We start from the raw sequence: 21,181 nt of genomic DNA on the forward strand, positions 1-21,181 counted from the left end.
GGAGCGATATATCCCGATATCGCTCCCCGCTGATCGAGGACATCATGGCGTTTTCCGGATTGGGCCTGCATCTCGGCAATCTGTCGCGGCTGTCGAACGCGCAGACGCGTTCAATCAGTCCCGAGAATTTCACCGGTGAAAAGGGCAAGGGCGGCATGTCCGTCGATGGCCCGGCGGCGCGTCAGGCCCGCGACCTCGGCCAGGGCTGGAAGGTTTCGCCCTATGTCGTCATCGAGCCCGGCACGACGTTCACGCTCGCCGACATCGCAGGCCAAGGCGCGATCCAGCAGATCTGGATGACGCTGGCGCGCGGACGGCTTCGCCATTCCATCCTGCGCATCTACTGGGACGACCAGGAACAGCCGAGCGTGGAGTGCCCGGCCGGCGATTTCTTCGCCTGTGGCTGGGAGGAATTTGCGCAGGTGTCCTCCCTCGCCGTCTGCGTCAATCCGGGCCGCGCCTTCAACTGCTACTGGGAAATGCCGTTCCGCAAGCGCGCCCGCATCACCATGGAGAACCGCAGCGAGGAAGCGCTGACCGTCTACTACCAGATCAACTATGCCCTGACCGAGGTGCTGGAGGATTGCGCCTATTTCCACGCGCAGTTCCGCCGCACCAATCCACTTCGCTACAAGGACGTCTATACCATCCTCGATGGCGTCAGCGGACGCGGCCACTATGTCGGCACCTACATGGCCTGGGGCGTCAACAACAACGGCTGGTGGGGCGAAGGCGAGATCAAGTTCTTCATCGACGGCGACGGCGAATTCCCAACGATCTGCGGCACCGGCACCGAGGACTATTTCTGCGGCGCCTACAATTTCGATCCCTATGTCGCGCATGCCGGCCAGGGGCAATCCCGCTACGTCGAGTTCACCACGCCCTATGCCGGACTGCCGCAGGTGATCCGGCCCGACGGCGTCTACAAGTCGCAACAACGGTTCGGCCTGTACCGCTGGCACATCCCTGATCCGATCCGTTTCCAGAGCGACCTTCGCGTAACCATGCAGGCGCTCGGCTGGCTGCCCGGCGTCAAGGAATCGAAATATCTCCCGCTGCAGGACGACATCGCTTCGGTCGCGTTCTGGTATCAGACGCTGCCGACCGCTTCATTCCCGGAGCTGCCTGGGCCGGACTATCTGGAGATTGGTTAGGCTCGAACGCGTAAGCGGTGCTCTCTCTCCTTCTCCCCTTGTGGGAGAAGGTGGCGCGAAGCGCCGGATGAGGGGTATCTATCCGCACAGGAAAGTGTGGAGAGACACCCCTCACCCTAGTGAGCTTGTGTCTTCTAGCGGGGCTGCCCTCTCCCACAAGGGGCGAGGGCACATCAACTCACAGCGCGTGCATCTTAGTTCAGCACTTCCACCGTCGCCGAGCGGCCGGCGACCAGCGAGATTCCGTCGGGCACCTTGTCCAGCGCGATGCGCACGGGCACGCGCTGGGCGAGACGCACCCAGCTGAAGGTGGGATTGACGTTGGCGAGCAGGCTCGCACCCTCGACGCGGTCGCGGTCCTCGATGCCCGCGGCGATGCTCTCGACATGGCCTGACAGCGTCGCCTTCTCGCCCATCAGACGGACCTGAACCCTGTCGCCGACGCGGATGCGCGCGAGCTTCGTCTCCTCGAAATAGCCTTCGACATGCAGGGTGTCGCTGTCGACCAGCGCCATCACGCCCTTGCCGGCTGAAACGTATGCGCCGGGGCGCAGGTCCATGTTCGTGATGACGCCATTCACGGAAGCCTTGACCTCGCTGCGGTCGAGATTGAGCTGGGCGACCGCGCGGTCGGCAACCGCCGCATCGAAAGCGGCCTTGGCCTGAAGCTGGGTCGCGAGCACCTGCTCCTGCTTCTGCTGCGACACCGCATCCGTCGTCAGCGCCGTATAGCGCTTCAGATCTGCATTGGCTTGATCCAGCGTGGCCTGGTGACCGGCGACAGAGGCATCGGCCTGCCGCAGCGCCAGCGCAAAGCGCTCACGATCGATCCGAAACAGCACGTCGTCGCGATGGACCTTCTGGTTGTCCTTGACCAGGACATCGGTGACGAAACCGGAGACATCTGGTGCGACCTGCACGACGTCGGCACGCACACGGCCGTCGCGCGTCCATGGCGACTCCATGTAGTAGCCCCAAAGCTCGCGACCGACGCCGATCGCGGCGATAACAACGATGATGGTCACCGCAAGCCGGCCGAGCCAGGCAAGATTTCCCTTCATGAGAGATACTCCGAGAGATAGACGACGCCGCCGAGCAGGCAGACGAAGACTGCGAAATCGAACAGCGCGCGGTGCCAGACCAGGCGGTAGAGGTCAAAGCGCTGCATCATCCGCCGCAGCAGCGCGCTCAGCACATAGGCGAGGATGATCCAGAGCAGGAGCGCCGGCACCAGCACGCCGTAAATGTCGATCACATATCTCATGCCGCCACACTCGAATCTGCACGCGGCCGGTACGCCGGCGCGGCCGGAAACAGGCCGCGGCGGATACCGACGAGGCCGATCAGCGCGTCTTCGCGCGCGCTGTCATTGGGATCCGTCACCGCCTGGCCCAGGGCCCGATCGACACTGGCCAGAAGCTCGCGCGGCATGCCTCCGCCCGCATAGTTTCGGCAGGCGATGGCGAGCTGGTCGAGCATGTCGTCAATGACGGCAATGGTCGACGCAGCAAGCCCGTAGCGCGCGCGGCGCAGATCGATGATGTTGATGCCGATGCGGAGCTGCACGAGGCTATCAGCGTCACGACGATCGCTCTCCGACAGGAACGCGATCCGCTGCACCAGCAGCCCGAGACGGTGCAGCATCAGGCCTGCGAACTCCGCGCGATCGCGTTTGCCGCGCCGTTCGGCAGCAATTGCGATCGTCAGCCAGCTCGACAGAACCAGGCGGTTGGCGATCCACTCCGCCCCGACCCCGCGCGCGATCCGCGTCACGATCTCGGCTACGACGACGCCGATGAAGAACGCCACGGCGGAATTGGCGTAGGACGCAAAATCGGCGATGTAGGTCGATTGCAGCGCGAGCAGCGTCGCCGTATTGGCCGCCAGCGCCATGCCGGTGCCCGCCGTTGCCGGCCGCGCGATCAGGAAGCCGTAGAGCAGGAAGGTCGGCGCCAGCGCGACGATGAGAACCTCGATATGAGAGATCGCGGGCACCAGCGCGAACAGGTAGATCGCGACCACGACGATGGCGACCAGCGACCACAGGCCGAAACTGCGGATGAATCGCGCCGGCTCGTCCTGCGCGGCGAAGAACGAGCAGGCCACGGCCGCCATCATCGGCGCCGAGGCGCCATCCGGCCAGCCCGTGCCGATCCAGAACGCGCAGCAGATCAGGATGGCGGTCGCGGCACCTGCCGCCGACCATAGCGCCAGGCCGCGGTCGCGGTGGCGCACTGGCGCGGCACCGGCTTCGGAACGGAAGGCGAAATCGATCGTCGAAATGTTGCGACCTTCGCCGATGGCCTCGGTCAGCGCACGGCAGTCGCGCGAGAGGTCAACCAGATCGCGCGCCCGCGACAACAGGCTGGTGGTGATGATCCGCTCCCAGGACGCATTGTCGTTCAGCCCCGCCTGCTGCTCCGCGATCACGCCACGGATACGATCGGCCGGCTGCCGCGCACTGACGTCACTCACGATCCATTGCGCGAGATCTTCCAGCAAGCGCTTCAGCTCCGGCTGACGCCGCAGGGCCTCCTCGCCCAACGCCGCGAGGCGGTCCTCGATCGAGGCGATCACGGGCAACAACGTCAACATCCGCAGCCGGATCTCGCCGAGGCCGGTCACGGCATTGCGGTCGCTCAGGCGATCATAGGCAAGATGAGTCGAGAGCGTGTCGATCTCGACGATATCGGTCGCGAGCTTGAGGCGCTTGCCGCGGCTGATGTCGCCGTTCCCCTCCCGCAACAGCACGACCTGGCTGAGGCGGCGCGCATCCAAAAGCCAGGTGTCGACGCGATGGGCCACGGCCGGTGCGACACTGCGGGGGAACACGATGGTGGAGACAAGGCTGGCGCAGATGATCCCGAGCGAGATCTCCTCCAGCCGCGCCACCGCGGTGTCGAAGATCGCACCGGGCTCGGAGACCGAGGGAAAGCCGATCAGCGCCACCGTGTACCCGGCGAGCATGAAGACATAACTGCGCGGCGTGCCGTCGAGCAGGGACAGATAGAGACAGAGCCCGACCCAAAGCGCGATCGCAAGGCACAGGAGCTCCGGCGCATTGATCAGGTTCGGCACCAGCGCCACCGTCATGGTCGCGCCGACCAACGTGCCCATGACGCGGAAGAAGGCCTTCGAGCTGGTTGCGCCGGCGAGCGGCTGCGAGGTGATGTAGACGGTCGCCATCGCCCAATAGGGCCGCGGCAGATCCATGGCGAGCGCAATGACGAGCGCCAGCATCGACGCGGCAAACGTCTTCAACGCGAAAATCAGGTCCGCGTGGCGGACCAGGAACGGCTCGTCTGCGCGCATGGCTATTTCGCCTCTGGACCGGTCTCCGGACCGCTCTTGGCGTCCTCTAGCCGGCTGGCCCGTTGTTCGATGCGCTGAAGAGTTTGGAAGGTTATCGCAAGTTCCACAGGCGCGATATCCTTGAGCAGGCTCGCTCGCACGCGCCGCAAGATCCTGACGGTCTGCTCGACCTTGGCCTCGCCGGCTTTGGTGAGGTGGAGCGTTTTGGCACGCCGGTCAGTCGGATCCTCACGGCGCTCCACCAGGCTCTCGGCCTGAAGCAGGTCGATCAACCGCACCAGCGATGGTCCCTCGATACCCAGCTCGTCTGCCAGCACGCCTTGGCGCACGTTCTCGCCCTGGCGCGACAGCACCAAAAGCGGGATTGCGGTGGCATAGGACAGGCCGTGATCGGACAGGGCCCGATCCGACTCGCGCCGCCAGATGCGGGCAAGACGGGCGATCAGCCGGCCGATTTCGCCATGGATGAAGCCTTGCGAGGGTGCCATGCAAACTAGATAGGAGGCTAACTATTAGCTCGCAATCATCATCCGGTCACGAAATTGCGACCCGCCGCCCCGCATCGGGTTCCAGGAACAGAATGCTCCTCGCCTTTCGCCTCACTTCACCAAATAGACGTCGGGATCGGCGCTCGAGCTTGGGTTCTTGAAGGCATTGCGCAGGGCTGGCGACATCGGAACGTTGTAGTTGATGCCGTTCGGCGGGGTCGGCGATTCCAGCCATTTCCGATAGAGCACCTCGATCTCCGGGCTGGCATAGAGCTCGGCGGTCGCGCGATCGGCCAGCGCCTTGAACGGCGCATCCTCCCGCCGCAGCATGATCCCGTAGGGTTCGGGCTTGGAGAACGTCTCCTCGCTGATCATGTACAGCGCCGGCTCCTTCGAGCGGGCAATCGCGACCGCGAGTTGAATATCGTCGAGCGCGTAGGCCTGCGCACGATCGGTCTCCAGCAGCAGGAAAGCCTCGGCCTGGTCGACGGCCGGCATGATCTTGATGCCGAGGTTGCGCTCGGTATTGACCTTGGCGAGCTGGTTCAGATTGACCGAGCCCGCCACCGCTGTGACCGCCTTGCCCTTGAGATCGTCGATGGTGTTGATGCTCGCGGCCTTCTTGGCCGCAAATCGCGTCGCGCTGAGGAAATGCGTGTTGGTGAAGGCGACCTGCTTCTGGCGGTCCGCATTGTTTGTCGTCGCCGAGCAGTGCAGGTCGAGCGTGCCGTTCACCATCAGGGGGATGCGGTTCGACGAGGTCACCGCGACGTAATCGACGGCGACGTCGGGCATGGCGAGCTGCTTTTTCACGGCATCCACGATCTTGAGGCAGATATCCATGGCGAAGCCGACCGGCTTCTGGTTGCCATCGAGATAGCTGAAGGGCACCGAGGCTTCCTGATAACCCAGCGCGATCTTTTTGGTCTCCTTGACCTTCTGAAGCGTGCCCGAGAGATCTTCGGCTGACGCTGCGCCGGCAAGACAAGTGACGGCCAAGAGAACGGCGGGTAGACGCATCGGGAGCTCCTGAAATCGACCTGCGCCGCCATGCCGGGCGCAATCGAGCGGTTGATAGCCGAGCCGCGCCCCGGCCGCCAGACCAGCCTGCGTCTACCAGCTATCGCGGCTTTCGATATGGCGTCAGGCCCTTCGTCTCCGCTACATTGCCACCACAACTCGCCGACTTGTCAGCCAGATCTCCTTCATGACCGCCCAAACCGCCTTCGACCTGATCTTCCGCAACGCCCTGTTGCGATCATCCCCGACATCAGTCGATATCGGCGTGAAGAACGGACGCATCACCGCGATCGAACCTCGCCTCGCCTGCGAGGCGATCGAGGTCGATATCGCTGGACGGCTCGCCCTGCCCGGCTTCGTCGACACCCACATTCATCTCGACAAGGCCTGCCTGCTCGAGCGCTGCGGGCACATCCACGGCACGCTCGGCGATGCCATCCATGCCGTCTCGGCCATGAAGCGGGATTTCAGCACCGACGACGTCTATGCGCGCGGCGCCAAGGTGCTCGAGCGCGCCATCGTGCACGGTACGACGCGAATGCGCACCCATGTCGAAATCGACCCGCGCATCGGCCTGCGCAGCTTCGAAGCCGTCAAGGCGCTGAAGCGCGACTATTCCTGGGCGATCGATCTGTCGCTGTGCGTGTTCCCGCAGGAAGGCCTGACCAATGATCCCGGCGCCGATGAGCTGCTGGTTCAGGCCCTGCGCGACGGGGCCGATGCAATCGGCGGTTGCCCCTATACCGACACCGATCCGAACGCGCATCTCGCGCGCATCTTCGATCTCGCCCAACAGTTCGATCTCGATATCGACCTCCATCTCGATTTCGACCTCGATCCCTCCTGGTCGCATCTGGGCGAAGTCGTTGGGCAAACCGAGCAGCGCAACTACGGAGGCCGCGTCGCGATCGGGCATGTGACAAAGCTCTCGGCCTTGCCGCCGGAACGGCTGAAGGCCGCGACCACGCAACTGGCCAAGGCCGGCGTCGCCGTCACCGTGCTGCCAGCGACCGACCTCTATCTGATGGGACGCGAGGCCACCCACAACGCACCGCGCGGGCTGACGCTCGCACACAAGCTGGTCGGCGACGGCATCATCTGCTCGGTCGCGACCAACAATGTGCTCAATCCCTTCACGCCGTTCGGCGATGCCTCGCTGCTGCGGATGGCGAACTTCTACGCCAATGTCGCCCACGCGTCCGTCGGCGATTTCGACACCTGCCTCGATCTCGTCACCGAGCTGCCGGCGCGGCTGATGAACCTCAGAGATTACGGAATCGCGGTCGGAAAGCCAGCCGATCTCGTGGTCCTAGACATCAAGGACAGCCGCTTCGCCATTGCGGAGCTCCCGGACATCCTGATGGGCTTCAAGGGTGGCCGGCAGACGTTCGAGCGGTCGCAGGCCAAGCTGCTTCACCCGCGAAACTGAACCGCGCGAACAAAATCGACCCAACGGGAGCAACCGGATGGCCTTCGACAAGATCTTTCTGAACGCCCGCTTCGACGGCGGGGCGCGGCATCACATCGCGGTCAAGGACGGCCTGATCGCCGCGCTTCTGCCGGCCGATGCGCCCGCAAGCGGCACCGAGACCGTTGACCTCGGCAATGCTCTCGTCATTCCCGGCTTCGTCGAGGGCCACATCCATCTCGACACCAGCTTCTATGGCGACGCCTGGCGTCCGCACAAACCGTGCACCAACGGATTCGACGTGCACGAACGCGTGGCCTTCCAGGCCGAGAACATGGCCGAGGCGGCGCCGATGGACGTACGGGCCCGCAACCAGCTCGACCTCTGCATCAGCAACGGCTCCACGCAGATGCGCAGCCATGTCATGGTCGATGGCTCTGTGGGCCTGAAATCGCTGGAGACGATCCTGCGCGTGCGCGAGGAATACAAGAACCTGATCGACATCCAGCTCGTCGCCTTTCCGCAGAGCGGCATCCTGGCGAGCCCCGGCACGCCGCAATTGCTCGACGAGGCCATCGGCCTCGGTGCGAACCTCGTCGGCGGGCTCGATCCCGCGAGCTTTGATCGCGACGTCGAGAAGCATCTGGATGTCGTGTTCGGCGTCGCCGGAAAGCACGGCGTCGATGTCGACATCCATTTGCACGACATGGGCACGCTCGGCACGTTCGAGATCGAGCAGATCGCGGCGCGCACGCGCGCGCTCGGCATGGAAGGCCATGTCGCGATCAGCCACGCCTATGGCCTCGGCGACATCACGGCAGATCAGCTCAAGGGCGTCGCCGACATCCTCGCCCGCTCCGGCGTCGCGATCATGACCAACGCGCCGGGCGCCCGGAACTTTCCGCCGATCCTGGCGCTGCGCAACGCCGGCGTCACCGTGTTCAGCGGCAACGACAACATCAGGGATTCCTGGTGGCCCTACGGCGACGGCGACATGCTGCGGCGGGCGACGACGCTCGGCTATCGGTCGGGTTTCAACGTCGATGAGGATCTGCGCGTCGCATTCGACGTCGTCACCGTATCAGGTGCCAAGGCGCTACGGCTCGAAGGTTACGGCCTGCATGTCGGCGCCAAGGCCGATTTCGTGACGTTGAATGCGGAGCATGTCCCGGAGGCTGTGGTCGCGGTGCCGCAGGGCCGCGCTGTGTACAAGGCAGGTATGCTCGTCGCACGCGACGGTAGGATGGTCGGGAAACATCGCTGATTTCCCGGCCATTCTGGCCGATTCACGGCCAATTCGCCCCGAAATCCGAGTCCGGTAAAATCCCGGACCGTAGCTCCACGAATTGCGGGAAAGATCGCCCTAACCATAATTGGACACGCGCACTGACCGTCTGCGTTCTCCGAGGAAGTTATGGATATGTTCGGCGCATTCAGCAGCATTGATTATCAATCGATCCGGGCCAAGACGCCGGCCGAGACCGCCATCAAGCGATTGAGCGGCATCGGCGAAGTGTTGTCGGGGCTCGACATCGACACGATCCACTCGCAAGGCGACATGGCCCGGGCGCTCCGCACGCTCGATACCGCCGACAAGTGCATTCGCATGATCCTGACCGAGTTCAGAAGCGAGCGGACCAAGGACGTCATCCGCGAGGCCAATCGCCTGAACGATCTGATCGAACTCGCGCGCGATGAGATCTCGGGCCTGCACCACGCGGGCGGAGTCCTGAGCTGAGCGCCTGCTCAACCCGAACGTTTGATCTTTGCCAGAATACGATCCGCCTCGGTGCGCCAATCGGCGCTGCGCGCGAATTCCTTCGTACCCCTGGTGCCGAACAGGCCCTCATCCGCGAGATCTGCGACCCAGGCCTGACGCTCGGCCGTGCCCTGGGCCGACCAGGGCGTCAGCCCGGCCTCGCGGACGCTCGGCGACCTCGCGCACCTCTTCGGCGCGGCGGCGGCCATGCTCGATCACGCGCTGGAAGAAATAGGCGCCCTGCTTCTCCCAGTTGATCGCGGGAAAGGTTTCCGTCAGCGAAGCGAGCACCGCATCCTCGACGCCATAGGCGCGCGCCGTGGTGAAACTCTCGATCACCATGGCCTCCAGGCCCTTGATCATGATGCTGCGGCACATCTTCGCGGCCGAGGCTACACCGAGCTTGTCGCTCGCGACCTTCGCCGCAAAGCCGATCGCATTCAGCAGCGGCTCCAGCTCTCTTGCACCGGGGCCACCCAGCAGCAGCGGCACCTTGATTCGATAAGGCGGCACCGAGGTCATCACCGCGCCCTCGACATAACGTCCGGCCGCGCCATCGATCAGCGCCGCCGCGCGCTGCTTGGCGCCCGGTGAGGCCGAATTGAAATCGAGAAACCAGGTCCCCTGGTTGATCGTATCAGCGCAGGCCTTTGCGACTGGTACCGCCTGGCTTGCCGTCACGGCCGAGATGATGAAATCGGACTTTGCCGTCAGCTCCGCATGCGACGCCGCCAGCGTCACGCCGAATTTCGCGGCGTGCTCCTTCAACGGTGCGCCTTGCTCGCCGCCAAGCTTGATGTCGTAGGCGGCGACCTTGATGTCGTGCTGGCGCAGATCCTCGGCCAGGATGCGGCCGACCTCGCCATAGCCAACCAACCCGATCTGCCACCGCTTCGGATCCGCCATCAGTTCAGTCCTCGTGTCGTCGCGTCGAACAGCTCCCCGACCGCATAGCGGCGCGGGATCAATCCCTGCTGGAATGCGTAGTCGACGATCAGCTCAAATGGCTTTCTGTTCGCTTCGATCCCGAACGGAAGCAGGTCCGGCGTCGCCGCAGGCCCCATCTGTTCCTTGTTCCGCTTGAGCAGATCATAGATGCCCGCGACTACGTCGGGGCGCGATTTCGCAAGGCTCTCGGTCACGACCACGAGATGATTGACCGGCACGACGCCGCGGCGGGCATACCATCTGGCGGCTTCGGCCGCCGGATCGGGAAACAGCGGCTTCAGTTTGGGATTGTCGGAGGTCTCGCCGAGTACGGCGTCGAGCTCACCGTCGAGCAGCATCTGAAGGACCTTCCTATCCTTCGGCGCGCGCTCGGTGGTGTCGACATATTCGGCGACGTGTGGATCCTCGAAGGTGACCCATTTGATTTTGTCGAGATTGACGCCGTAATCATTGGCCAGGATTCCCCTGATCCAGGCGCCCGTCGTCGTGGTGAAGGAGCGGATGCCGACCCGCTTGCCTTCGAGATCGCCAGGCCCGAGCATTCCCTTCTCAGGATTGTAGAGCGCGTAGCCGTGCTGGAAGCGACCGAGCATGGCCGCCGGCAGCAGCACCAGCGGTTTGCCGTGCGCCTTCGCCATCAGATAGGTGACGATCGCCATCTCGCAGACATCGAAGGCCTGCTCGCGCACCATCGGCTTGAACGCCGTGTTGGTCGGCGTGTACTCGATGAAGTCGAGGTCGAACAGGTCGGAGCGGAGCTCGCCGCTCTTCACCGCCTTGACGTGAGGGTGACTGCCGAGCACAGCCTTCAGCTTGAGACGATCCATTCGCCCGCTCCGATATTCTTCTTCAGACGTCCTCGGGATTGTCGACATAGACGAGGCCCGCCTTCGCCAGAGCCTCGCGCATGCTGTACATGTCGAGGCCCAGTTCGCCCGCGGCAAGACGCGTGCGCTTGCCACCCTCGTCGGCATTACGCTTCTTCGCCTTCTCGGCAACCTCCGGGGCGTAGCGCTTCGGCACCACGACGACGCCGTCGTCATCGGCGACAATGATGTCGCCGGGATCGACATTGACGCCGGCGCAGACCACGGGGACGTTGACCGAGCCGAGCGTGGCCTTGACCGTGCCCTTGGCCGAGACCGCGCGCGACCACACCGGAAAATTCATCTCATGCAGCGCTTTGACGTCGCGGCAGCCGGCGTCGATGACCAGCCCCTGCACGCCACGTGCCTTCAGGGAAGTCGCGAGCAACTCGCCGAACATGCCGTCGGTATTGTCGGTGGTGCAGCCGACGACGAGGATGTCGCCCTTCCTGCACTGCTCGACCGCGACATGGATCATCCAGTTGTCGCCGGGTTGGGCCAGCACGGTGACGGCGGGACCGGCAATCGACGCACCGGCCCAGACGGGCCGCAGATAGGGCTTCATCAGGCCGAAACGGCCATAAGCCTCGTGCACCGTCGAGACACCGTATTCCGCCATCCTGGCGGGATCGGCCCGCTTGATGTTGCGAACGACGACGGGCTTCATGCCAACTCCTCCGCAACGGTCGGAAACAGGCGCTGATAGGCCTCACCATAGGTCATGGGCACGCCGGTGTTGCGGCTGCCCTGGATGCCGCGATTGAGCGCGACGCGCTCGTAATAGCCCCAGAGGTGCTTCTGCGCCGCGAGGATCTGGAACGCCTCGTACTTCTCCTTCCAGACTTCGTCGATCTTGAGCAGCAGATCCGGCTTGTAATTGCACTGCTCCGGCTGGTGCGGCTCGAACAAGAACACAGGCGGCGCAGAGTATTTGTACTGCGCGCCGGGCTTGTGGCCCATCGCCTGAGCGACGACGCGGGTCTCCTGGGCGAAATGCGCCGCGTTCGGATGGTCGAAATTGTAGGGGTCTTCCAGTGCGTGCGTCAGCACGAAGCTCGGATTGAGCTCGCGGTAGATGTCGACCATGCGGTCGAAATGCGCCTCGGTGAGCTTGAGCGGATAGTCGCCGCAATCGAAGAACTCGATCTCAGCCCCCAGCAGCTTGGCCGCCCGCTCCGCCTCGTCCTTGCGGCCGGCCTTGACCGATTCCAGCGTCGCGCCCTTCTCCTTCCAAGCGAACTGGCTCTCGCCGCGTTCACCGAAAGACATGCAGACGATCTTCATCCGATAGCCCTTCTTGGCATGCAGCGCGATGGCGCCGCCGGCGCGCCAGACGAAATCGCCTGGATGGGCGGTGATCACAAGACCCGTTTTCATGGGAGAACTCCCTCTTTCGTTCGTCAATATCATAAGCCGCCTGCGTCATGCCGACAGCAAGTTCGTCAAGCCGCGGCGGGCGCGGGTTCCTCACCGTTGAGCACGCGCTTGAGGCGTTCGCGGTCGAGCGCGCCTTCCCATTTGGCAATCGCGATGGTCGCAACCGCGTCCCCGATCAGGTTGGTCGGCGTCAGACCCTGCGACATCAGGCGGTGAATGCCGAGCACCAGCGCGACGCTGGTCACCGGAATGGTGCCGGTGGCCGACAGTGTCGCCGCAAGCACGACAAAGGCAGCGCCAGCGATCCCTGCCGCCCCCTTGGAGGTCACGAGCAGGATCAGCAGCAGCTCGATCTGCTCGGCGAGGCCGAACGGCGTATTGGTCGCCTGCGCCAGGAACACGGACGCTGCAGCGAGATAGAGGCATGTGCCATCGAGATTGAAGGAATAGCCGGTCGGGATCACGAGCCCAACCACGCTCTTCTCGCAGCCGGCCCTCTCCAGCTTGGTCAGCATGCGCGGCAGCACCGTCTCCGACGACGTCGTCGCGATGCAGATCAGCAGCTCTTCCCAGATATAGCGGATCAGCTTCAGCAGCGAGAAGCCGCAGAGCCGCGCGACGGGACCGAGCGCCACGATGATGAAGATCACGCAGGTGAGATAGAAGCCGCCGAGTAGCTTGCCGAGCGAGGCCAGCGAGCCCACGCCGAACTTGCCGACCGTGAAGGCAATCGCGCCGAACGCGCCAATCGGCGCTGCCCACATCACGAAGCCGACCACGGCGAAGACCATCTTGGCGGCGATGTCGATCAGGCTGACCAGCGGCGCGGCGCGCTCGCCGAGCTGCACCAGCGCAAAGCCGCACAGCACGGCGATGAACAGGACCTGCAGGATATTGCCCTCGGCGAACGCGCCGATGAACGTCGCCGGCACGATGTTCATCAGGAACGGCACGAAGCCGATCACCGCGGTCTGCTTGACATAGGGCTCGACCGCGCTGGCGTTGATGCTGGCGGGATCGATGTTCATGCCGGCGCCGGGCTTGAGCACATTTACCGCGACGAGACCGATGATCAGCGCGATCGTGGTCATGACCTCGAAATAGACGATGGCCTTGACGGCAACACGCCCGACCCGCGCCATGTCGGCCATATGCGCGATGCCATGCACCACGGCGCAGAAGATGATCGGCGCGATCAGCATCCGGATGGCCTTGATGAAGGCATCACCGAGCGGCTGCATCCTCGCGCCGAGTTCGGGATTTGCGATCCCAAGCGCGATGCCGGCCGCCATGGCGATGAGCACCTGGATCCAGAGCTCCTTCCACCAGGCGCGCCCGCGCGGCTTGTCGATCGCCATCGCCGTCATCGATCGAACTCGAACAGGCGCGCGGGATTGTCGACCAGGATCTTCTGCTGGAATTCCGCCTCTGGCGCAAACAGCGGGATCAGGTCGACGAGGTCACCATCGTTCGGCATCACCTTGACGTTGGGATGCGGCCAGTCGGTGCCCCAGATGACGCGATCAGGCGCAGTCTCGACAATCCTGCGTGCGAACGGCACGGCGTCACTAAAGGGCGGGCCGGCCGAGGAGACCCGCTCCGAGCCGCAGATCTTGACCCAGCATTTTTCGTCGCGCTGCATCAGCTCTAGCAAGGTCCTGAACGGAAACTGGTCGAGCCCTTCGGATGCCTTCACCCGGCCCATATGGTCAATGGTGTAGCTCAGCGGCAGTCTCGTCAGCATGTCCGCATACTCAGGCAAATCGATCGCATCGAAATGCAAATCGATGTGCCAGCCGAGCGGCGTGACCATCGCGACGATGCGGTCGAACACGCGCTTGTCGGGCACGCCGCCGAGATGACGGACGAAGTTGAAGCGGCAGCCGCGGAAGCCGCCGTCGTGCAGCACGCGAAGCTCGCGCTCGGTGATGGTGTCGTCGATATTGGCGACGGCGCGATAGGCGCCGTTGCTCTGCGCGATGGCGTCGAGCGCCACCGTATTGTCGGTGCCGTGCACGCTGGCATTGACGACGACCGCGCGCTCGACGCCGAGCTTGGCATGCAGGGCCTTGAAGTCATCCAGCGGCGCATCCGGCGGCGTGTAGGAGCGGTCAGGCGCGTAAGGGTATTTCGCGCCCGGTCCGAAAATATGGCAATGCGCGTCGCAGGACAGGTTTGGCAGCTTGAATTTCGGCGTGCGCGTGTTGGGATCTGGCGGCGGAATGGTGGGCGTGTACGTCATCGTCATCAGCCGATCCTGAACAGGCGCGCGGGATTGTCGACCAGCAGCTTCTGCTGGATCGCCTTGTCGGGCGCATAGAGGGGGATCAGATCGACGATTTCGCCATCGTTCGGCATCACCTTGACGTTGGGATGCGGCCAGTCGGTGCCCCAGATGACGCGCTCGGGCGCATTATCAATCAGCGCCTTCGCGAACGGGACCGCGTCGTGGAACGGTTTTCCGCCCGCGGAGGCGCGCTCAAGACCCGTGATCTTGACCCAGCACTTCTCGTCTTTCTTCTGCAGGTCGAGCAGCGCCGTGAAGCCGGGATCGTCAAGACCTTTTGCGGCCTGAACCGTGCCCATGTGATCGATCACATAGGGCGCCGGCAGCGCGGTCAGGGTGGGCGCGAACTCGGCAATCGTGCCGGTCTCGAAATAGACGTCGATGTGCCAGCCGAGTTCGGCAACGCGGTGCACGATGCGCTGGAACTTGGTCATGTCGCCGACGCCGAGGCGCTTGAGGAAAGCGAAGCGGCAGCCGCAGATGCCGCCCTTGTCCAGCGCAGCGAGCTCCTGCTCGGTCATCTCGTCGCTGACATTGGCGATGCCCTTGTAAGCACCCTCACTCTGCGCGATGGCATCGGTGACGACGCGGTTGTCTGTGCCGTGCACGGTGGCATTGACGATCACGCAGCGCTCGACGCCGATTGTCTCGTGCACGCTCCGGAACATCTCGAGCGGCGCGTCAGCGGTGTTGTACGGGCGCTTGTCCGAGAAGGGATAGCGCGACGCGGGGCCGAAGATATGCGTGTGGCTGTCGCACGACCTCGGCGGCATCTTGAACGACGGTGTCTTGGGATTGGGATCCGGCGGTGCAATGGTCGGGATCGCCTTCGGCGCTTCCGCCCGCGCTTCGCCCGCGAGCACGGCTCCGGCCAATCCCGTCAAGAGATGCAAGCACTCCCGCCTGTTCATTTCCTCAACACCTACTCGCATTGTCCGCTTGCGTGCGGAAGCGCGGTGACGCGCCTCCCCCCGGCGGTTTCTTTCAAGTCTTGCTGCTTGCAGCGGCCCGCCGCCGCGCCGGCGCGGCCTGGTCCAGCGCCGGCGCCTGGAACGCCGCGACAGTGGCCTGCACCATCTGCTCGATGGCATTGGCGGCATCGCTGCCATCGGCTTCGCCGCGCGACAGGCGCGAGACACGGTCCGGCGTCACCAGCGAATAATAGAGCGCGCCGAGCAGAAAGTGGCTGCGCCAGACAATGTCGGTACGCGGAATGTGCGGCAGGCTCTCGTGGATCGCGTCGATGAAGGCGTGGCTGGTGTCGTCAAACGTCTGCGCAATGATTTTTCGCGCGACCTCGTTGCCTTCCGCCGACATCACCGCGCGCAGCCGCGTGAAGCGCGCCCCGCCCCCGGCGAGATCGCTGCCCGAGGTGAAGGCCGGCACCACATAGGCCCGCACGATGGCTTCCAGCCGATCCTGGAGATCGCGCACCCGCTTGGCGGCGGCGAGCAGCTCGGAACGGCGAAGGTTCATCGGCCCGCAATGGCGCCGGTAGATCTCCAGCAGCAGGCCGTCCTTGGTCTTGAAATGATAGGTCACGCTGCCGGGATTGGCGCCGGCTGCGTGCGCGATATCGCGCACCGAGACGGCGTTGAAGCCGTTGGTGGCGAACAGCTCCTCGGCCGCGGCGAGGATCGCCTCGCGCATGTTCGGCTTGCGGGCCGTTTCCTTGCTGGTGGACTTGCGTGCCATGTGATTTGTACTATCGTACAAAAGATCAGGTCTCGTCAACAAAAACCACGGGCAACGTCCGGAAGCGGCCCGAACAGTGCCGCGGACGCGAATGCTCTCAGGGAGTGTTGCAATATGCTGGGGTTGAACACGACGATCGGCCGCCTGATGCTCGGCGCCGGTCTGCTGCTGGCGGGCGGTGCCGCGCGCGCCGCCGACAGCTATCCGAGCAAGCCGGTCCACATCCTCGTGCCCTACGCGGCCGGTGGGGCCGTCGACGTGCTTGCCCGCACGCTCGGCCAGGCCCTTGCGAAAACCTGGGGCCAGCAGCCCGTGATCGACAACCGCCCCGGCGCCGGCGGCATCGTCGCCTCGCAGGCACTGATCCAAGCCGCGCCCGACGGCTACACGTTGATCCTGGTCGCCAGCGGCCATCCGCTGAACCAGTTCATCTATCCAAGCGTGCCCTATGACACCTTCAAGGATTTCACGGCGATCAGCGAAGTCGCCTCTTCGCCGCTCGCGATCGTCGTGGCCAAGGACAGTCCCTACAAGACGCTCGGCGATCTCCTCGCTGCGGCGAAGAAGGAGCCGGACAAGCTCTCCTACGGCATGTCCGGCAACGGCACATCGGCGCATCTCGCCGGCGAGCTTCTGAAATACATGTCCGGCACCAAAATCGTCGCAATCCCCTACAAGGGCGGCGCGCCGGCGCTGACCGCGGTGATCGCGGGCGAGATCCCGCTCAGCATCAATCCGCTGGCGGAGGCGATCGGCCAGCTCGACGGCGGCCCGGTGCGCGCGCTCGCGGTGACCTCGGCCGAGCGCTCCAAGGCGCTGCCCAATGTGCCGACCGTCGCTGAATCAGGCGTCCCCGGCTATGACGTGTCGGTCTGGTGGGGCGTGCTGGGGCCTGCAAAAATGCCGCCCGAAATCGTCGCAAAAATCGAGGCCGATCTGAAGGCGGCGCTACAGGATGCGAGCGTGGCCTCGACGCTCACCAAAATCGGCGCAACCCCGGTCGGCTCTTCGCCCAAGGAATTTGACGCCTATATCCACGCCGAAGCGACCAAATGGGAGCCGGTGCTGAAGGCCGCCGACATCCGCGCGCAGTAAGATCCTCCACTTAATTGCGCGCGCTCACCCGTGTATTCTCCGGCGCCGGCGCGCGCTGCAGGAATTCGTCATCATCGCCTGCTGCCGAGGGGATCAGGATGGCGCGCTCGCGCGGCAGGGCCTCCGGCATCTCGTCGCGGATGAAGGCGATCAGCTTCTCCCTGACCTCGCAACGCAGGTCCCAGGATTGCGGCGCATTGCGCGCGCTGACCAGCGCGCGCAGCTCGATGGTGCGTGAATCCGCATCGATCACCTGAAGATTGACCACTGCGCCGTCCCATAGCTTGCAGTCCTTCACGGCGCCCTCCAGCCAGCGCCGGATGCGCGGCACGTCGGCGCGATAGTCGACATGGAGCGCGATGACGCCGATCAGCGACGCGGTGTCACGGGTCCAGTTCTGGAACGGCTTTTCGATGAAATAGGACAACGGCACCACCATGCGACGCCAGTCCCACAGCCGGATCACGACATAGGTCGCGGCGATGTCCTCGACCCAGCCCCACTCGTTCTCGATGATCACGGCATCCTCGATGCGGATCGGCTGGGTAATGGCGATCTGCAAGCCCGCGATCAGATTGCTGAGCAGCGGCCGCGCCGCCAGACCGACGATGATACCGGCAGCACCAGCCGAGGCGAATAGGCTGACGCCATACTGCCTGACCGAGTCGAACGTCATCAGCGCCGTCGATACCGTAATGATCACGATGATGATGTCGGTGACGCGCTTGAACACGCGCACTTGCGTCACGTGCTTTCGCGCGACGAAGTTTTCGGTGACGTCGCGAAAATTCTGCAGATATCGCGCCGCGCTCATGTCGACGATCCGGATCGAGATCCAGCCGATTAGCGCGATGAAGGCGACCACGAACACGCGCGTGAGCGGGGTGCGGAACGCATCGTCCAGAGGGGCCAGCGGCAGAACCAGCGCGACGGCCGCAAGGCACAGCGCGAGCTGCGCTGGGCCGGACGTGCGTTCGATGAACACGCTCAGCAGCGGGAGCCGGGTTCCGAAAGTGCGATTGAGCAGCCAGGTTGCGAGCCGATAGAACGACAGCGCGATCAGCATCGCTCCGGCGACCAGGCCGAGACCGATGAACCATGACGGTATCCACCCGAACATCTTGTCGATGTCGGTCATGACGGCTTGGCGATTCATTCATGTCCCCGCAATTGCGTTCGCCACCCAACGCTTTCCCGGCGGCTTCGCTCCCACGCTCAGTGCAATGCAGCATCCCTTTGGTGCAAACGTCACCGAATTGGGCTATTTGTGGAACATCATGACTCGCCGAACCGGCAGCGCCGATCTTCCTCTCCACACGGGGCGAGTTCCGCCCTGGCTTGCGAGCCGTATGGCTTCGCTGGGCGCCATCGTCACGCAGGCGATCGTGCTGCATTATGGCCGGGATGCGTTCATGCAGCGGCTGTCCCACCCGTTCTGGTTCCAGTCGTTCGGCGCCGTGATGGGGATGGATTGGCACTCCTCGGGCATCACGACGTCGGTGATCGGCGCGCTGAAGCGCGGGCTCGGCCCGCTCCAGGACGAGCTTGGCATCTATGTCTGCGGCGGCCGCGGCCAGCATTCGCGCAAGACGCCGGATGAGCTCTTGCAGCTCGGCAGCCGCGTCGGCTTCGACGGCGCAAAGCTCACGCGCGCCAGTCGGCTCGTGGCCAAGGTCGACAGTGCCGCCGTGCAGGACGGCTTCGATCTTTATCTGCACGGCTTCTTTGTCACCTCCGACGGCAAGTGGACGGTGGTGCAGCAGGGCATGAACGGCGACAAGCGGCAGGCCCGCCGCTATCACTGGCATTCCGAGGCGCTGAAGAGCTTTGTCGATGCTCCGCATAGTGCGATCGACGGCCCTGAGCAGGGCGAGATCGTCAATCTCACCGACCATCGCGCCGACGTCTCGCGCAGCGCGCAGCTCGAGCTTCTCTCAGACCTCGGCCCCGATCGCATCCTCGGCGAATTCGAGCGACTCACCGGCACCAGCCCGGAGCCTGCACAGGCGCTGCTGCCGCATCTGATCATGCCTGATCATCACGACGTACGTCCGAAAGATGTATTCGCGCGCCGACTGCACGGCACGCTGGCGGCCGCAGCCGAGCGCGGCCCGGTCGATTTCCCCGAGCTGCTACTGACACCAGGCGTCGGCGCGCGCACCGTGCGATCGCTGGCGATGGTCGCGGAGGTCGTGCATGGTGCGCCCTATCGTTTCAAGGACCCGGCGCGCTTCTCACTCGCCCATGGCGGCAAGGACCGGCATCCCTACCCCGTTCCGATCAAGGTCTATGACGAGACCATCCGCGTGCTGAAAGACGCGATCCAAAATGCAAGACTCGGGCGCGAGGAGGAGATGCAGGCGATCAGGCGCCTCGACGATCAAGCGCGCCGGCTGGAACGGACCGCGAGCGGACCGTCAGTCGAGGCTTACATCGCCGGTGAACGCGAAGCCTCCCCTGAACTCGACGGCCGATCCGTGTTCGGCTGGGAGCGCGATATCGTGGCGGAGCGGAAATCGACAGGTTGATCGGCGGAGGCCACGACGGGCAGCTTCGCGATGGCGCGGATGCCCGGCCGCTTGCGCCAATGGATCTGCGACGGATCCACAGCGAGGCCAAGCCGCGGCCAGCGGGTGAACAGCGCCTGCAGCGCACATGTGCCTTCGATCCGCGCCAATTGATGGCCGAGGCAGAAATGGATTCCCGTGCCGAAGGAGATGTGGCGGTTTGGCTTGCGTTCGAGTTCGAGCCGCTCCGGCCTGTCATGCACCGCCGGGTCCATGTTCGCCGCCGCAAGCATGACCATGACGCGATCGCCCTTCTTCAGCCGCACGCCTTCGAGATCGACGTCGCGCCGCAAATAGCGCGGCTTCGAGAACTGGACCGGCGAGACGAAACGCAAGAACTCTTCGACCGCGAGCCCGACGCGGCTCCAGTCCTGTTCCAGCCAGTCACGCAATCCGGGATTGCTGAGCAGTTCGTAAACCGAGCCGCTGATCAGATGCGTGGTGGTCTCCGAGCCCGCCGCGAGCAGCAGGAACACCATCGAGACCATTTCGTCCGGGGTGATCTCGCCGCCCTCGCGTTCGACCTGGACCAGCTCGGCAATGAGGCCCTCGCCGCCGCGCTCGCGCGCCAGCTGCAACTGCCGTTCGAGGTAGCCACGCATCTTGCGGAACGCGAACAGCAACCGGAAGAAGCTGACGACGTTCGTCAGTGAGGACATCGCATTGGCCCAGGCGATGAAGCGTGGGCGATCGGCCATGGGCAGGCCGAGCAGCTCGGAGATCACCGACAAAGGCAGGATGCGCGCATAGCGCTCAACGAGATCGGCCGGGCCGCCGTTAGCAAACAGCTCATCGGCCAGACCATCCGCAATGGTGCGGATGCGTGGCTCCATCGCGACGATGGCGCGGCGGCGAAAGGCTTCGTCGACGATGCTGCGCAGCCGTGTATGGTCAGGCTCGTCCATCGTCAGCATATTGTTGGCGATGGTCCTGACCAGCCTGGGCATCCACCAGCGCAGGCCTGCCACCTCGCCGTCTTCCTTGCGCAGCGTGAAGATCGTGCTGTCCTTCAGCACCTGCGCGGAGGCATCGTGCGTGGTGGTGATCCAGACGTCGCCAACGAGGGGGAATCGCGTTGCCACCACGGGGCCTTGCGCGCGCAGCGCGGCGATGGCCGTGGGCGGATCGCGAAAGAAGGCCTCGCTGGTGAAATCGAGGCGCGGTGCCATGGGATCACCGAATGGGTTGGTGGCGCCTCAACCAGA

General features: G+C 64.3%; 20 protein-coding genes and 1 pseudogene. 6 read left to right on the top strand and 15 right to left on the bottom strand.

Features of this window, described 5'->3' with window-relative positions; all coding sequences use genetic code 11:
- The first annotated feature begins 44 nt into the window (after positions 1-44).
- Entirely contained in the window at positions 45-1,154 is a 1,110-nt protein-coding gene (locus Q0687_RS08800) for a glycoside hydrolase family 172 protein (RefSeq protein ID WP_298874637.1), read from the top strand.
- A 194-nt stretch (positions 1,155-1,348) separates the two neighbouring features.
- On the opposite strand, the gene Q0687_RS08805 is transcribed toward Q0687_RS08800, so the two are convergent.
- From Q0687_RS08805 to Q0687_RS08825, 5 genes are all read right to left on the bottom strand, one after another.
- Positions 1,349-2,215, bottom strand: a complete 867-nt coding sequence (locus Q0687_RS08805; RefSeq protein WP_298874640.1) for an HlyD family secretion protein — start codon at positions 2,213-2,215, stop codon at positions 1,349-1,351.
- Positions 2,212-2,418 carry a DUF1656 domain-containing protein gene (locus tag Q0687_RS08810; RefSeq protein ID WP_298874643.1) on the bottom strand — a complete coding sequence of 69 codons (207 nt, stop codon included), beginning with the start codon at positions 2,416-2,418 and terminating at the stop codon, positions 2,212-2,214. Before Q0687_RS08810 ends, Q0687_RS08805 begins: the two co-directional genes overlap by 4 nt.
- Complete coding sequence (locus Q0687_RS08815) at positions 2,415-4,466, bottom strand: FUSC family protein (protein WP_298874645.1); 2,052 nt, start codon at positions 4,464-4,466, stop codon at positions 2,415-2,417. The genes Q0687_RS08810 and Q0687_RS08815 overlap by 4 nt, the downstream gene beginning before the upstream one ends.
- 2 nt (positions 4,467-4,468) lie before the next feature.
- On the bottom strand, positions 4,469-4,954 hold the full coding sequence (locus Q0687_RS08820; protein WP_298874648.1) for a MarR family transcriptional regulator: 486 nt from the start codon (positions 4,952-4,954) through the stop codon (positions 4,469-4,471).
- 111 nt (positions 4,955-5,065) lie between these two features.
- A complete protein-coding gene (locus tag Q0687_RS08825) occupies positions 5,066-5,974 on the bottom strand; it encodes an amino acid ABC transporter substrate-binding protein (RefSeq protein ID WP_298874650.1) in 909 nt (302 codons plus the stop codon).
- 187 nt (positions 5,975-6,161) lie between these two features.
- Here Q0687_RS08825 and Q0687_RS08830 point away from each other — a divergent pair, with 187 nt between their 5' ends.
- The 3 genes from Q0687_RS08830 (at position 6,162) to Q0687_RS08840 (ending at position 9,120) form a co-directional block, all read left to right on the top strand.
- Positions 6,162-7,403 (top strand): amidohydrolase family protein, encoded by a 1,242-nt coding sequence (locus Q0687_RS08830; protein WP_298874652.1) that lies wholly within the window; start codon positions 6,162-6,164, stop codon positions 7,401-7,403.
- Between the two features lie 37 nt (positions 7,404-7,440).
- On the top strand, positions 7,441-8,646 hold the full coding sequence (locus tag Q0687_RS08835) for an amidohydrolase family protein (protein WP_298874655.1): 1,206 nt from the start codon (positions 7,441-7,443) through the stop codon (positions 8,644-8,646).
- Between the two features lie 156 nt (positions 8,647-8,802).
- Complete coding sequence (locus Q0687_RS08840) at positions 8,803-9,120, top strand: hypothetical protein (protein WP_298874658.1); 318 nt, start codon at positions 8,803-8,805, stop codon at positions 9,118-9,120.
- Positions 9,121-9,128: 8 nt separating this feature from the next.
- On the opposite strand, the pseudogene Q0687_RS08845 reads toward Q0687_RS08840, so the two are convergent.
- From Q0687_RS08845 to Q0687_RS08880, 8 genes and pseudogenes are all read right to left on the bottom strand, one after another.
- Positions 9,129-10,050: pseudogene (locus Q0687_RS08845) on the bottom strand (DUF1932 domain-containing protein).
- Positions 10,047-10,916, bottom strand: a complete 870-nt coding sequence (locus tag Q0687_RS08850; protein ID WP_298874661.1) for an ABC transporter substrate-binding protein — start codon at positions 10,914-10,916, stop codon at positions 10,047-10,049. The pseudogene Q0687_RS08845 and the gene Q0687_RS08850 overlap by 4 nt, the downstream one beginning before the upstream one ends.
- Positions 10,917-10,938: 22 nt before the next feature.
- A complete protein-coding gene (locus tag Q0687_RS08855) occupies positions 10,939-11,622 on the bottom strand; it encodes a 4-carboxy-4-hydroxy-2-oxoadipate aldolase/oxaloacetate decarboxylase (protein ID WP_298874664.1) in 684 nt (227 codons plus the stop codon).
- Positions 11,619-12,332 carry a PIG-L deacetylase family protein gene (locus Q0687_RS08860; RefSeq protein WP_027517331.1) on the bottom strand — a complete coding sequence of 238 codons (714 nt, stop codon included), beginning with the start codon at positions 12,330-12,332 and terminating at the stop codon, positions 11,619-11,621. The genes Q0687_RS08855 and Q0687_RS08860 overlap by 4 nt, the downstream gene beginning before the upstream one ends.
- A 65-nt stretch (positions 12,333-12,397) precedes the next feature.
- Positions 12,398-13,699: a C4-dicarboxylate transporter DctA gene (dctA, locus tag Q0687_RS08865; RefSeq protein WP_298874681.1), complete on the bottom strand. Its 1,302-nt coding sequence runs from the start codon at positions 13,697-13,699 to the stop codon at positions 12,398-12,400.
- Positions 13,696-14,580, bottom strand: a complete 885-nt coding sequence (locus Q0687_RS08870; protein WP_298874684.1) for an amidohydrolase family protein — start codon at positions 14,578-14,580, stop codon at positions 13,696-13,698. Before Q0687_RS08870 ends, dctA begins: the two co-directional genes overlap by 4 nt.
- Positions 14,580-15,530 carry an amidohydrolase family protein gene (locus tag Q0687_RS08875; protein WP_298874687.1) on the bottom strand — a complete coding sequence of 317 codons (951 nt, stop codon included), beginning with the start codon at positions 15,528-15,530 and terminating at the stop codon, positions 14,580-14,582. Before Q0687_RS08875 ends, Q0687_RS08870 begins: the two co-directional genes overlap by 1 nt.
- 73 nt (positions 15,531-15,603) lie before the next feature.
- Positions 15,604-16,314 (bottom strand): TetR family transcriptional regulator, encoded by a 711-nt coding sequence (locus Q0687_RS08880; RefSeq protein ID WP_298874690.1) that lies wholly within the window; start codon positions 16,312-16,314, stop codon positions 15,604-15,606.
- A 114-nt stretch (positions 16,315-16,428) separates the two neighbouring features.
- Here Q0687_RS08880 and Q0687_RS08885 point away from each other — a divergent pair, with 114 nt between their 5' ends.
- A complete protein-coding gene (locus tag Q0687_RS08885) occupies positions 16,429-17,409 on the top strand; it encodes a tripartite tricarboxylate transporter substrate binding protein (RefSeq protein ID WP_298874693.1) in 981 nt (326 codons plus the stop codon).
- Positions 17,410-17,419: 10 nt separating this feature from the next.
- Here the strand turns inward: Q0687_RS08885 and Q0687_RS08890 are convergent, their stop codons facing one another.
- A complete protein-coding gene (locus tag Q0687_RS08890) occupies positions 17,420-18,565 on the bottom strand; it encodes a mechanosensitive ion channel domain-containing protein (RefSeq protein WP_298874695.1) in 1,146 nt (381 codons plus the stop codon).
- Positions 18,566-18,686: 121 nt separating this feature from the next.
- On the opposite strand from Q0687_RS08890, the gene Q0687_RS08895 reads away from it, so the two are divergent.
- Positions 18,687-19,937, top strand: coding sequence for a DUF763 domain-containing protein (locus tag Q0687_RS08895; protein ID WP_298874698.1), 1,251 nt, complete (start codon positions 18,687-18,689; stop codon positions 19,935-19,937).
- On the opposite strand, the gene Q0687_RS08900 is transcribed toward Q0687_RS08895, so the two are convergent.
- Positions 19,838-21,145 (bottom strand): cytochrome P450, encoded by a 1,308-nt coding sequence (locus tag Q0687_RS08900; protein ID WP_298874701.1) that lies wholly within the window; start codon positions 21,143-21,145, stop codon positions 19,838-19,840. The genes Q0687_RS08895 and Q0687_RS08900 overlap by 100 nt on opposite strands.
- Positions 21,146-21,181: the final 36 nt, after the last annotated feature.

It is taken from the genome of uncultured Bradyrhizobium sp. (assembly GCF_936928535.1).
GTDB lineage: Bacteria > Pseudomonadota > Alphaproteobacteria > Rhizobiales > Xanthobacteraceae > Bradyrhizobium.